The organism is Brevibacterium limosum (genome assembly GCF_011617705.1).
GTDB lineage: Bacteria > Actinomycetota > Actinomycetes > Actinomycetales > Brevibacteriaceae > Brevibacterium > Brevibacterium limosum.
Genome location: NZ_CP050154.1, coordinates 710168 through 723677 on the forward strand (window position 1 = coordinate 710168; position 13510 = coordinate 723677).

Sequence of the window (13510 nt, forward strand, 5' to 3'; positions counted from 1 at the left end):
GTGCTCAGTGGTTTCAGGCCGGGTCCGGGATGAAGCCCTCGCCGGTGAGCAGTTCGGCGATCTCGGCCAAGGTGGCGTCGACGAATGGGATGACGACATCGGAGGATCCGAGGTAGTCATCGGCGACCGGCTGCCCGTTGGCCGTGACGTAGTCGTGCAGGGAGGTCAGCGCGGTGCGAACGGCCTCCTCGTTTCCGGCATTGACGGCGTCCTCGACCTGGTTGTCGAACTTCTGCAACAGGTCCTGGTCGACGTGGGCGACGTCGAACTGTCCTTCGCCCATGATGCGGATGATCATTGCTGGTCCTCACCTTCGAGCGACTTCTGGTCCTGTTTCTCGGACCCCGCAGGCAGGGACTCGCGCATCCGCTGGAGTTCCATCTCCACGTCATTGTCGCTGGAGAGGGAGTCGAGCTGGGCGGTGATGTCGTCCTTCTGGGTTCCCGTGACATCATCGAGGGCTCCGGATGCGAGAAGCTCGTCGACGGCACCGGCACGCGCCTGCAGAGACGCGGTCTTGTCCTCGGCGCGCTGGACCGCAAGTCCGACGTCGCCGAGCTCTTCCGAGATGCCCGAAAACGCCTCGCCGATCTTCGTCTGTGCGTCGGCGGCGTTGTAGGTGGCCTTGAGCGTCTCCTTCTTCGTGCGGAAGGCATCGACTTTGGCCTGGAGGCGCTGCGAGGCGAGAGTGAGCTTCTGCTCCTCACCCTGGAGTCCTTCGTGCTGGGACTGCAGGTCGGTGATCTGCTGGGTCAGCCCGGACTTGCGGGTCAGAGCCTCGCGGGCGAGGTCCTCGCGGCCGATCTGCATGGCTTTCTCGGCCTGACCGGAGAGCTTGTTCTGCTGCTGTTCGAGCTGATTCATCTGCAGCTCGAGACGCTTCCGGCTGGTGGCGACATCGGCAACACCACGACGGACCTTCTGCAGCAGCTCCAGCTGCTTCTGGTACGAATAATCAAGGGTTTCGTTGGGGTTCTCGGCCTTGTCCAGAGCTTTGTTGGCCTTGGCACCGAAGATCGTCGCGATCCGTTGGAAGATACTCATCCGTAGTCGACTCCTGCATTGGTTTGACCCGACGCTGCCAACCCGATCCACCCCGGTCCGGAGATTCTTGGCCAACACCGCCGCGAACTATCGCTCTCAAGTCTACTGAGAAAGGCTGATAGTTTGCCAGACGCCCACTACGAGAACGAACAGACCCCCGCCGCGGAATCTCGGGGGCTCAGGGAGCGAAGAGACGCGAGTTCGCCGCCTCGACCTCGGAGTACTGTCGGGCCGCCGTGTGGAGTGCGCCGTGGACGGAGTTGAGCGACTCCATGAGCTGCTTCTGCGCGCGCTCCCACTGATTGACCACGGCCTGGAAGTTCTGTGCTGCGCTGCCGCGCCAGCATTCCTGGAGCGCGAGCAGATTGCGCATCATCGTGTCGGACTCGGACACGAGGTTGCGGGAGGTGTTCGCGGCGGCTGTGGCGGCGGATTGGACGCGTTCGGCGTCGACTTCGAAACTCATGATCACTCCTCTTGGTCGAAAACGACCCGCCGCGGTCGGGCGAGACGAGATCAGTGTCGACGGTGCTGCCCGAGGAGTGGAAGAGCACGGAAAGAGGGTGTGGACAGCGTTCGGCTGTCCACACCCTCCAGGTGGCCCAGTCGCGGCAGCATCCTCAGGTTCGGACGCTTGAGTCGCGGAGCTACTGCAGCACGAGCGTGACGTCGAGCTTCTGCTCCTGCCCGCCGCGGACCACGGTGACCTCGACCGGAGTGTTCACCGGCTGAGCGCGGACGAGGGCACGCAGGGCGATGGCGTTGTTCACCTTGGTTCCGGCCACCTCGATGATGTCGTCTCCGTCCTTGACGCCGCCCTTGGCCGCCGGGGATCCGCCTGCCACGGACTGCACCTTGGCGCTGCCCCGGCTGATCCCGCCGCTGTTGATGTGACCGTCGGTGAGCGTGATGCCGAGGAACGGATGCTGCGCCTTGCCGGAGGAGATGAGCTGATCGGCGATCATCACGGCCTGATTCGCGGGGATCGCGAAGCCGATGCCGATCGATCCGGACTGTCCGCCCTCACCCTGGCTCAGCGATGCCGCCGCCGAGTTCACGCCGATGAACTCGCCGTCACCGTTGACCAGCGGTCCACCCGAGTTGCCCGGGTTGATCGCGGCATCCGTCTGGATGGCGTTCGTGATCGTCATCTCCTTCTCCTGCGAGGAGGCGTCCTCGCCGATGTTCTCCGTCGACACGGGACGGTCGAGTGCGGAGACGATGCCGGTGGTCACGGTGTTGGCCAGACCGAGCGGATTGCCCAGAGCCATCACCGGATCGCCCACGGTCAGCTTCTTCGAATCACCGATGACCAGCGGTTTCACGCTGTCGGGAACCTGTTCGAGCTTGATGACGGCGATATCGGTCGAGGGATCGCGGCCGACGATCTTCGCCTCCGTCGTCTCACCGTTCTTCATCGTCACCGCGATCTCGCCGTCGGGGGTGTCCGCAGGTGCGACGACGTGGTTGTTCGTGATGACGTGGCCCTGATCGTCGTACAGCGCACCCGAGCCGAGGCCCTGCACCTGGCCGCGGGTGCCGACCTGGATCGACATCACACTGTCCGAGGTCTTCTCCGCCACCTGCGTCCAGTCCGGAGTCTCGATCGTCTGCTCGGCGACCTTGCGCGGTTCGTCATTCTGCAGTGCCGAGAGCGCATAGTTCCCGCCGAACGCCAGGGCCCCACCGAGGAGGGCGGACACGAGCGCGATCGCGACCGTCGCGCCCCAACCGGGTCCCTTCTTCTCTCGCCGAGGCGGCTGCTGAGCTCCGTACGGTCCGAACCCGTCCGGCCCGACTGGGCCGCCGGGACCACCGGGGCCGGGTTGGGATCCGACGGCTGCGAATCCCGAGGAATAGGGATCTGATCCGGGGGCTGCCGAATAGGAGTCGGAGCCGGTCGGTTGGCCCGGACCGTTGTGCTGGCCGGGACCATTCTGCTGGTCCGGAGCGTTCGGGTAGCCGGGATCACTCGGGTGGCCAAGGCCATTCGGGTGGCCAGGGCTGTTCGGGTGACTGGGGCCATATGGATAGCCGGCGGAACCTGTCTGCTGGGAGCTCGACCCGCTCTGATAGCCGCCAGCACCGGCTGCAGCTGCTCCGGCTCCGGAGGCAGAAGCGCCTGTGCCGTACTGAGCGTTGTTGTTCTGACCCGGATACGCCTGCGGCCCACCCTGTTGGGCCACACCGTACGGGGAATGGTGCGGAGGCTGGTTCTGCTGGACGTCCGGCTGACCAGGCTGCGGTTGGTTGCCGTAGCTGCCCTGGGCGCTCTGGTGTCCCTGGTAGCCCGGCTGACCTCCCTGCTGTTGGCTGCCCGACTGATACGGAGAGGACGGCTGCCCGCCTGCCTGATACGGCGACGGCTGCTGGGGTCGGGCCTGCTGGCCGCCAGGTTGGCCCGGCTGGCCATGCTGCCCGTCCGATCGTTCGCCGTAGTGTCCTCCTCCCTGCTGCCCACCGGGATGGGAGGGGGCGGGCTGCGGGGAGGGGGAGCCGCCTCGGTGAGGGGATGCGTCCACAGGGTTCTGCGTTTGAGTCGACGGAACGTCGGGGCGTCTCTCGGGCGGGGCGACGGGTGGGCTGACCCGAGCAGGGCCGCTGGACTGGGACGGGAAGGTGCGCGGGACCTCGGCACCGGATCCGCGGTAGCCTCCGGCCGATGGGCTGCGACGGCCCCCGGCGGAACCGCTGTCCTGATCCGCTGACGTGCGCGGAGACTGATCGTCCGGTCCGGAGCTGCGGGACACCTCACCCGGATGGTCGTTGTTCTCGTTCATCGCTCGTCCTTTCGTGTGTCCGCAGCGGTTTCGCCGTTTTCAGAGATGGGCAGGTCGATGCGGAACGTTGCACCGCCGCCCGGAGTTTCGTGGACGGAGATCGAACCATGGTGGTTCTCCACGATCGCCTTGACGATCGACAGCCCGAGGCCCGATCCGCCGGTGTCCCGGGTCCGGGAGACGTCGAGACGGTAGAAGCGCTCGAAGATGCGCGGGACCACCTCGGGGTCGATTCCGTCGCCGTGGTCCCTGACCTCGAAGCGGACCCGACCGTTGGGGAATCCGCGCAGAGACTCATCGACCGTGATCGATCCGGCCGCCGTGACATCGGGGACGATGTTCGCCGGCTCGGAGCTTTGGGGCCGATCCTCGGACTGCAGGTCGGGTTGTGGTCCGGTCTGCGGTCCCGTCTGTGCAGCGGTGTGCGAGTCTGCCTGTTCTTCGGCCTGCGGTCCGGTCTGGGGGTTCGGCTGGGTGTCGGCTTGGTCGCTTCCGGCAGAGTCGCCTCGGCGGAAGATGCGGACCCCACCGGTGACGAATCCGCGCTCACGCGGTTTGTCCTTCGCCCCGTTCTTCGCCCCGTTGCGGCCGTTCTGACCTCGGGCGCCGCCTTCACGGATCTCGCCGGTGTCAGCGGAATCGGGATCGACCGACTCGGGCAGACCGACGACGCCGACGGCGAATTCGATCGCCGTGTGCTCAGGCGTGTGGCGTACGGCGTTGCCGGCGAGGTTGACGATGACCTGTCGGATCTTCGACTCGGAACCGCGGATCATCGGCACCGGCTGCGCATCCTCGCCGTCGAGTCCGATGAAGCTGATATCGCGGTCCGGGGCCTGCGCCGCGGCATCGGCGGCGGCATCGCGGACGACCTTGTGCAGGTCGATCGGACCGATCTCGGCGGCCCGCTGCTCATCGAGGCGGGCGAGGACCACGAGATCGTCGACGAGGACGCCCATGCGTTTGGCCTCGGACTCCATCCGCTCCATCGCATTCCCGATATCCTCGGACTTCGTGATCGCACCCTGCCGGTACAGCTCCGCATAACCGCGGATCGTCACCAGCGGGGTCCGCAGCTCGTGGGAGGCATCGGAGACGAACTGGCGGATGCGCTTCTCCGAGCGGGTCTGTCCGTCGAAGGAGTCCTCGATGCGTCCGAGCATGGTGTTCAGCGCCGCCGACAGACGACCGAGCTCGGTGTTGCGCGGATAACTGGGCACGCGTTGGGACAGGTCGCCGGCGGCGATGCGGGAGGCGGTCTTCTCGATATCGCGCAGCGGTCGGAACGTGTTGTTGATCGCCCAGTAGCCGACGCCGGCGACCATCGCCAGGGCCAGCAGACCGATGCCGATCATCGTGTTCCGGGCCCGCTCGTTGATGTTGTCGACCTCGCGGTCGAAGGGCACCGCAATGGACACGAGCACGTCGGTGTTCTTGACCTTCATCGCCCGCGCTCGCCACTTCGAACTCGTCCCGGCGACGGTGAAGGGCTCGCCGCCGCGGGCATAGACTTCCTGCTCATCGACCTTCGGCAGGATCGGACGGTTCTGCGGCTCCGGGGCGACGGGATCGCGGATCGGATCACCGTTCGTGTCGTAGAACTGCACATAGAAGCCTCCCGGCAGGAGGCTCTTGAGCTGATCCCAGGAATTCGAATCGATCGTCGTCGACGACGGCGCATCCTCGCCGCTGTCGGCACCCTCCCCCGATTGGAGTTCGGCCTGTTGGAACACATCCTGGTAGGCCTGCTTCGCCAGGGTCTCGGAGGCGCTGATGAGACGTTCATCGGTGCGCTGGACGAGGCTGTCGCGCAGGTTCTCCAACACCCAAGCGCTCGTCCCCGTGAGGACGAGCAGCATGAGCAGCATCATGATGGCCAGCAGCTTGGTGGTCAGAGACCATTCTTCCCAGAAGCCGGGACGGGAGGGACGGGATTCTATTGCCACGTATGTAATCTATCGTCCTTGCATGGACGACTACTTGGATTCCGGTGTGCGCAGCATGTAGCCGACCCCGCGCTTGGTCTGGATCATCGGGGTCCACTCCATCTCGACGGGGTGACCGGCGGCATCCGTCTCCGGGGTGACGTCGATCTTGCGGCGCAGGTAGGAGATATAGGACTCGACGATCCCGGTGTCGCCGCCGAAGTCGTATTCCCACACATGGTCGAGGATCTGCGACTTCGAGAGCACACGGTTCGTATTCAGCATGAGGTAGCGCAGCAGCTTGAATTCGGTGGGGGAGAGGTCGATGAGGATGCCGGAGCGGCGGACCTCATGCGTGTCGTCGTCGAGTTCGAGGTCGCCCGCCACGATGACGGCGTTCTCCTCGTCCTCGAGATTGCGGGTGCGGCGGAGGACGGCGCGGATGCGGGCGACGACCTCTTCGAGGCTGAAGGGCTTCGTCACATAGTCATCGCCGCCGACAGTCAGTCCGGTGATCTTGTCCGAGGTGTCGTCACGGGCGGTGAGGAACACGACGGGTGCGTTCATGCCGATCTGGCGCAGACGGCGGGTGACGGTGAAGCCGTCCATGTCCGGGAGCATGACGTCGAGGACGAGCAGATCGATTTCGGTCTGCTCGGCCAGTCGGAGCGCCTCGGCGCCGTTGGCGGCGGAGACGACGTCGAAACCGGCGAAGCGGAGACTGGTGGACAGGAGTTCGCGGATATTGGGCTCATCATCGACAACGAGCAGTGTGGCTTCGATGTCGGTGTCGTTCTGCGCTGTAGTCATGAAACCAGTCTGAGACCCATTTCTGGGAGTGTGCTGAAGATTACCTGGATGCGAATGTGATGTGGGTCACTCGAAAACTCTCAGGAAAGTCCTTTTGGACCCCTGATCGGGCATTCGTACTCAGGAACGAAAGCCGGATTTCAGTGAAATATGTGGCTGCGATCAGTTTGTGCTCAGAAATGCTCGCCGAGGCGGGCGTGAGTGGGTTCTGCTCAGCGTGGGCGGTTTGATTGTCTTCGTCCTCCCCGCGGCGTGCGAGGGCCGGGAGGCATCGGGAAGATGGTGTACGACCGAGATGTCGGATCCTCCTGGATCTCGCGCGGCGGGCGGAGATCGAAGAGCTGCTGGGTGACGGCGAAGCGTTGAACTCTTTCAGGACGACGACGGTCATAGACCACCTGGCCGCGCGTCCCGGCCAGCGACGGCCTCTGCTGGACGAGGTGACGCGCCCACCGCTCTCGCCCCCTGTCGTCGACGAAATGAACCACGGTCAGGCTCGGGCCCCTCGTATGCGCTTCGGACCAGTAGTCGATGACACTGCCTTCGGTCAGGCCCAAGTGCGGATACGGGGGACGACTGAGGATCGGGTGGCGGGCCCTGCGGAAGGCGAGCAGGGAGACGGCGATGAGTCCGACGCCGGCGGCAATCGAAACCACCCACCAGGCCGGAGCTGCGTCGGTCATGGCTGGCGCGAAGCCGAGGCCGAGCCCACCGCCGGCCCCGAAGGCTGCCAGTTGATATCGGAAGAATCGAGACAGGCTGCCGCCGGTGCGGATGCGGCCGAGTGCCGCACGCACGAGTAGAAAGCTGACGGCCATAGAGACGGTGGCCACGATAACGGCGAGGGTGCCGAAGAGGAGTTTCTGGCTGAGCGGTTCCGCAGGGCCGGTGGGGAGGAAGATCAATACTGAGGTGGCGAAACCCGACGTCAGTGTGATCGACATGGTGATGATGCCTGCAAGGCCGGCGGCGAGCTTGCGTCCGGCGCTGATGCGCAGCGGCTCAAGTGACATGGTCGGGTCCTCGGGTCAGTCGTGGGAATCGGCGTCGGAGTGGCGGGCGCGGAAGGCCGCGACGTGCGTGCGGGTCGCACAGCTGCCCGTATCGCAGAAGCGCTTCGAACGGTTGCGGCTGAAGTCGGCGAGGTAGGCGCGGCAGTCCTCGGCGGCGCAGCGGCCGAGTCGGTCGAGGTCCCCGGAGCGGATGAGGTCGATGAGGACGAGGGCGACATCGGCGGCCACGCGGTCGGCCAGGCTGGCTTGAGCGCCGGTGGCGTGCAGGTGCCAATCCCAATGGTCGTGTTTGACCAATTGCGGTACGGAGCCCGAGTCACTGAGTGTGAGATTGATCTCATCGACGACTGCGATCGTGCCCGCTTCGAACTCGTCATCGGTCTCAGCGTCGATGCTCGAGTCCAGGGCTGCAGCGAATCGTCGGCGCAGTTTCAGGGTCTCGTCGACGTCGTTTCTGGTGGCGGTCAAGGGGCCGGAGAAGTCGTGTCGGGCCGCGAATTCGCGGAGTTTCGCGGTTGTCGTCAGTTCATCGCCGCCGTCGGTGATGTCGCCGGAGGTGTTGAGGAGATCGACGAGCATCGTGAGGTTCGCGCGAATGTCGTAGGTGAAGGCCATGGCGGGAACCATTCTGCCACAGGATGTAAGGACCAAAATGCACTTGACCCATTTCAATTTCAGGGTCGATACTGAAACCGGACATTCCACAGGACCCGCTGAGGTCCTGCACAACCCGAAGACGCGCAGGCACGGCAGAACGACGAAACGGTCACGCCGATGTCGACGTCGGACCGCCTCGGCGAGGGGAACTGGCGATCGTCGGGCCGCCTCGGCGAGGTCATGATCCGGCACCGCACCATCAACTCAACACCGCACCACTGCCTCGGCGGACATCTGTCCCCGAGCACCACTCGACGTTTCACCACATCAGGAGGTCAGGAATGAATCGCACCGTCATCGCAGGGTTCCTGCTCACTCTTGCCTCCGCGTTCTTCTTCGCGGTGTCGGGGCCGATCGCGAAGACGATGTACGCGATCGGGTGGACGCCGGGCGCGGTGGTGCTCATCCGCCTGGCCGGTTCCGCCATCCTGCTGCTCATCCCCACCCTCATCGCCCTGCGCGGACGCTGGGGCGAAGTGCTCACGCACTGGCGGACCGTCGTCACCTACGGCCTGGTCTCGATGGCCGGTGTCCAGGGGTTCTACTTCGTCGCCGTCGAACACCTCACCGTGGCCGTGGCGCTGCTGCTGGAGATGACCGCGCCGATGCTCATCGTCTTCTGGATCTGGGCCCGGACGCGGACTCGGCCGGCGACCGTGACGTTCGTCGGTGTTGTGGTCTCGATGATCGGTCTCCTGCTCGTGCTCAACCTGCGCGGGTCGTCGATCAGCATTTTCGGCGTGGTCATGGCCATGGCCGCCGCAGTGTGCCTGGCCAGCTACTTCCTCGTCTCTGCGAAGGACACGATCACGATCCCGCCGGTCGCTCTGACCGGTCTGGGCATGGGCATCGGGGCGCTGGCGATGTCGGTCATCGTGCTCGCCGGCGTCATGCCGTGGAACGCGGTGACTGCTGACGTCGACTTCGGCGGGGTGTCGATGTCGTGGGTCGTGCCGATGGCGATGATCGTCGTCTTCACCGTCGGTGCGTACATCACCGGCATCCTCGGTCTGCGCTATGTCGGGGCGACCGTCGGATCGTTCGTCAACCTCGTCGAGGTCCCGTTCTCCGTCATCGTCGCCTGGCTGGTCCTCTTCGAAATGCCCGCCCCGATCCAGCTCTTCGGCGGAGTCTTCATCCTCGGCGGCGTCGGCTTCATCAAGTGGGGCGAGTCCCGCCTGGCTCGTCGCGTCGCCCGCCGTGAGGTCGTCGCCAAATCGAGCGCCGACTCCTCCCTTATTACTACCTGACGGCGGCGCAGCAACCTAGCGCGAGGTTGCTGGGCCCCCGTCAGGTAGCTCGGGAGGGGTCAGCGGACTTCGATGCTGTAGCTGTAGCCCTGCTCGGTGAGGAAACGGCGGCGCTGAGCGGCGAAGTGCTCGTCGATCGTATCGGCGGCGACGACGGTGTAGAACGTGGCCGAGCCCTGATCTTCCTTCGGCCGCAGAATCCGTCCCAGCCGCTGCGCCTCCTCCTGCCGGGACCCGAAGGCTCCGGAGACCTGAATCGCCACCGAGGCGGCCGGCAGGTCCACGGAGAAGTTCGCGACCTTCGAGACCACGAGGACCGGAATCTGTCCGGACCGGAACTCGCGGAAGAGCTCCTGGCGCACCGATTCGGGGGTCTGCCCGGTGAGCACGGGCGCACCGAGCTCGGCCCCGATCTCCTCGAGCTGGTCGAGATACTGCCCGATGACGAGGATCTGCGCATCCGGATGATCGGCGACGAGCTCGGAGACGATCGGCAGCTTCGCATCGGACGTCGCCGCCAACCGGTACCGGTCCTCACCGTCGGCGCGGGCATACGCGGTTCGGGTGCCGCCATCGAGCCGGACCCGCACTTCATGGCAGGCGGCCGAAGCGATGTAGCCGAGGCGTTCGAGTTCCTTCCACGGCACCTCGTACTGTTTGGGGCCGATGAGGGAGAAGACCTCGTCTTCGCGTCCGTCCTCACGCACAAGGGTCGCAGTCAGCCCGAGGCGACGACGAGCCTGGAGGCTCGCGGTCAGCCGGAAGATCGGTGCCGGCAGCAGGTGCACCTCGTCATAGATGACCAGGCCCCAGTCCTTGGCGTCGAGGAGTTCGAGGTGGAGGTACGAGCCCTTCCTCCGGGTGGTCAGAACCTGGTAGGTGGCGATGGTGATCGGGCGGATCTCCTTCGTCGATCCCGAATATTCGCCGACCTCGTCTTCGGTCAGGCTGGTGCGGCGCAGGATCTCGTCCTTCCACTGCTTCGCCGACACCGAGTTCGTCACGAGGATGAGTGTCGTCGTCTGCACCCGTGACATGGTGGCCACGCCGACGATCGTCTTCCCGGCGCCGCACGGCAGAACCACGACCCCGGACTCACCGGACAGCGACTGGTCGATGGCCTGCTTCTGATAGTCGCGCAGATGCCACTGACCGCCGTGGGCATCATCGGACAGGGCGATCTCGTGGGCCTCGCCGTCGACGTAACCGGCATGATCGGAGACCGGGTGACCCAGCTGCAGCAGCGCGTGTTTGAGTTCGCCGCGTTCGGAGGGATGGACGAGGACGGATTCGTCGTCGATGCGTTTGCCGAACTTGCCGACGAGGTCGGGCTGACCGACGAGGTCATCGAGCAGTCCCGTCTCCGTCGAGGTCAGGGTCAGTCCGTGGATCGGATGGTCGATGAGGGTGAGCACACCGAAGCGGTCCATGATGTCGACGATGTCGACGAGGAGCTCATGCGGGACCGGGTACTTCGCGAATTCGAGGAGCACATCGACGACGGATTCGGCATCATGGCCGCTGGCGCGTGCGTTCCACAGTCCCAGCGGAGTGATCTCGTAGGTGTGGATGTACTCCGGAGTCCGTGACAGCTGCGCGAACGGAGCGATCGCCACGGCCGCCTCGACGGCCAGGGGATGTCCCGATTCCAGCAGCACAGTCCGGTCGGACTGCACGATCAACGGACCATTCATTCAGAACTTCCCTTCCCGAAGTGTGATGACACCAGAGGACACAACACGTCGGCATCCCCGATTGTTCCCGCTCCGAGCTACCTGACGGGGGCTCAGATACCTGGCGCCAGGTTGCTGGGACGCCGTCGGGTAGCAATCAGGGGGCGGGGTCGACGGAGACGATGCGGGCGACGGCCAGTGAGGCCTCGGCTCCGGTGGTGGTGACGGTTCCGCGGACGCGGCCGGCGTTGAGGGTGGCCGGCAGCATCTCGATCGTCCGTTCCTTCCCCTGCGAATCAGCGATCCGGATGAGCACGCGGCGCTTCGCCTCCGCGGCCTCCCGCAGCCGGTCCATATGCCCCAAAGGCTCATCCGTGCTCACCTGCGCGGCCGCCGCGGCCGGTGCCGAACGCAGGATCCGCATGTACTCGCCGAGGTGGCTGTCACTGACCCGCGGACGCCGCCGCACGCTGACCTCGGGTTCCGACTCGGTGATCACCCGACGCCTGCGCACCGGTCCGCCCGCCGAATGCAGCAGCGCATGATGATCACCGGCCTCGAGCAGGTGCATCGTCCGCTCCGGCCCGAGCTGAGAGATCGCCACCGTCGGGGCCAGACGTTCGAGACCGGCCGGCATCATCGCCTGATCGGAGAGGATGACATCGAGGTCGACCGGATCGTCGACGATGAGCACCGCCCGGGCTCCGGCTACACGCACTCGCCGCAGCTTCGAAGCCGTGTTCTGCACGAGGAACTCCAGCGTCGACGGCAGCTCTTCGACACTGATCTCAGCGAGTTCGGCCAGAGCCTCCTCCGGGGTGAGACCGGCCTGCATGGTGTCTTCGATGGTCTCTGCGTCGATGCGATAGACGGTGCCCTGACCACGCGCCTCGACGACGGCGTACCTGCGCAGGACATGGTGGACCCGCGGTTCGATCGGGCCCGTCGCCACAGCCGTGAGATCGGACTGGATGAGCACCGAATCGACCTCGGCCCCGAGCCCTTCGCTGACCGCGGCGATGACATCCCCGGGCACGGTCAGTGCCTCCACGGCCACCCCCAGCGGCAGGATGGAGGGATCCTGTTCGGCATGCTCGGCCATCGTCCGATCCAGACCGGAGGCCAGGCGGAGACCGAACCGGCTCGGTCCGAAATGATCCGGCTGCTGCAGAGGGGTCGTCGCCAGCCCCAGGGTGACGCAGGTGTGAAGCACGGCTTCGGTCATCGCGAACTCATGGGCCGGCAGCAGCGGGTGCCGTCGCAGCACCTCGGCATGGATCCAGCCTGCCGACCGCGCCGTACCCAGACCGATGTCATGGAGGACGGACAGGACAGCGCGGCGCAGCAGCGGCATCGCCGGCACCGAGAGGCCGTAGCCCTTGAACAGGGACTTCTTCGGGGTCGCGAGCACGGTGAGGCGTTCGTTCTCGCTCGCCCCCGCCGCCAGCTGAGTGACATCGAGCAGCTCGCGCAGCCATGCTCCGACCAGAGCCGCCCACAGTTCGGCACGATCACCGGCGAGGACGGAATCGGCGTCATCGGCGGCCGTCCACTGCGGATCGAGCGCATCGTCGAGGACCCCGATGAGGTGCAGCGACTTCGCGGCCAGCAGCAGAGTGATCGACTGCTCGAGATTGAGATCGAGAGTGCGAGCGAGCCGGGAGACATCCCGTTTGGAGATGCCGCCGCTGGTCAGTCGGGAGATCGGGAAGACGGCGAGCTCATCGACGAGCCCACGCAGGGACGAGATCACCTCGGCCACGGCGGCCTGTTCGCTGTTGTGGATGAGCGGCTGGCTGATCGTGGCCGTGCTCGAATCGATCACGGATTCATCGATCTGCCACGGATGGGCCCGGGAGGATTCGGCCGCCGAGGTCGGCAGCAAGGTGATGGCCTCGGACTGGATCCGCCAGACCGGGCAGTCAGAGAGCAGGTTGCCGCCGGCTGATCCGTCACCCGTCCCCGAATTCCCGGATCCGCCCCCGCCTGCGGGCCATGCCAGGCCGAGGTCGCGCAGTCGGGGCAGGGCCGCCTCGGCGAGGGCGGGATCGATATGCGGATTGCCGGCGACCTCGATGTCGGGCGTCGTCCGGGCCGCCTTGGCCAAGGAGACGAAGACCTCGAGGGTGCGCGCATCGAGGGCTTCGATGCCGCGGGAGACCCCGATGCGTGAAGACGCGGCCGCGGCCAGGGCCGCCATCGTCGGGGACTCGGGTTGGAGGAGGTCGCGTCGAGTCCGGACGAAGGACTCGAAGTCGGCATCTGCACTGTGGGACAGCCACTGGCTGAAGGTCATTGACATCGCAGATCAGTCTATCGCGAGGGGTACAATGGAGGGGCAGATCAGGATGAGAGAAC

The 13510-nt window shown here is 65.6% G+C and carries 11 protein-coding genes; 1 reads left to right on the top strand and 10 read right to left on the bottom strand.

All coding sequences use genetic code 11. The annotated features are described in order from the left end of the window. Window positions 1-13: 13 nt before the first annotated feature. From pspAA to GUY37_RS03135, 8 genes are all read right to left on the bottom strand, one after another. The gene (gene pspAA / locus GUY37_RS03100) at window positions 14-298 is read right to left on the bottom strand and encodes a PspA-associated protein PspAA (RefSeq protein ID WP_166822074.1); all 285 of its coding nucleotides are present in this window, start codon (window positions 296-298) and stop codon (window positions 14-16) included. Continuing rightward, entirely contained in the window at window positions 295-1044 is a 750-nt protein-coding gene (locus tag GUY37_RS03105) for a PspA/IM30 family protein (protein ID WP_152346813.1), read from the bottom strand. The genes pspAA and GUY37_RS03105 overlap by 4 nt, the downstream gene beginning before the upstream one ends. A gap of 178 nt (window positions 1045-1222) precedes the next feature. Next, complete coding sequence (locus GUY37_RS03110) at window positions 1223-1510, bottom strand: WXG100 family type VII secretion target (protein WP_035321190.1); 288 nt, start codon at window positions 1508-1510, stop codon at window positions 1223-1225. Window positions 1511-1691: 181 nt separating this feature from the next. Further along, complete coding sequence (locus GUY37_RS03115; protein ID WP_166822077.1) at window positions 1692-3824, bottom strand: S1C family serine protease; 2133 nt, start codon at window positions 3822-3824, stop codon at window positions 1692-1694. Further along, window positions 3821-5770: a sensor histidine kinase gene (locus tag GUY37_RS03120; protein ID WP_228278333.1), complete on the bottom strand. Its 1950-nt coding sequence runs from the start codon at window positions 5768-5770 to the stop codon at window positions 3821-3823. The genes GUY37_RS03115 and GUY37_RS03120 overlap by 4 nt, the downstream gene beginning before the upstream one ends. Window positions 5771-5800: 30 nt before the next feature. Continuing rightward, on the bottom strand, window positions 5801-6559 hold the full coding sequence (locus GUY37_RS03125; protein WP_152346812.1) for a response regulator transcription factor: 759 nt from the start codon (window positions 6557-6559) through the stop codon (window positions 5801-5803). A 212-nt stretch (window positions 6560-6771) separates the two neighbouring features. Then, complete coding sequence (locus GUY37_RS03130; protein ID WP_166822080.1) at window positions 6772-7572, bottom strand: hypothetical protein; 801 nt, start codon at window positions 7570-7572, stop codon at window positions 6772-6774. A gap of 15 nt (window positions 7573-7587) precedes the next feature. After that, window positions 7588-8187, bottom strand: a complete 600-nt coding sequence (locus GUY37_RS03135) for a CGNR zinc finger domain-containing protein (protein ID WP_166822083.1) — start codon at window positions 8185-8187, stop codon at window positions 7588-7590. 323 nt (window positions 8188-8510) lie between these two features. On the opposite strand from GUY37_RS03135, the gene GUY37_RS03140 reads away from it, so the two are divergent. After that, window positions 8511-9479: an EamA family transporter gene (locus GUY37_RS03140; protein WP_166822086.1), complete on the top strand. Its 969-nt coding sequence runs from the start codon at window positions 8511-8513 to the stop codon at window positions 9477-9479. A gap of 59 nt (window positions 9480-9538) precedes the next feature. On the opposite strand, the gene GUY37_RS03145 is transcribed toward GUY37_RS03140, so the two are convergent. Both GUY37_RS03145 and GUY37_RS03150 read right to left on the bottom strand, forming a co-directional pair. After that, window positions 9539-11173 carry a DNA repair helicase XPB gene (locus GUY37_RS03145; protein ID WP_166822089.1) on the bottom strand — a complete coding sequence of 545 codons (1635 nt, stop codon included), beginning with the start codon at window positions 11171-11173 and terminating at the stop codon, window positions 9539-9541. Window positions 11174-11309: 136 nt separating this feature from the next. Next, window positions 11310-13454 carry a helicase-associated domain-containing protein gene (locus tag GUY37_RS03150; RefSeq protein WP_228278334.1) on the bottom strand — a complete coding sequence of 715 codons (2145 nt, stop codon included), beginning with the start codon at window positions 13452-13454 and terminating at the stop codon, window positions 11310-11312. Window positions 13455-13510 lie beyond the last annotated feature (56 nt).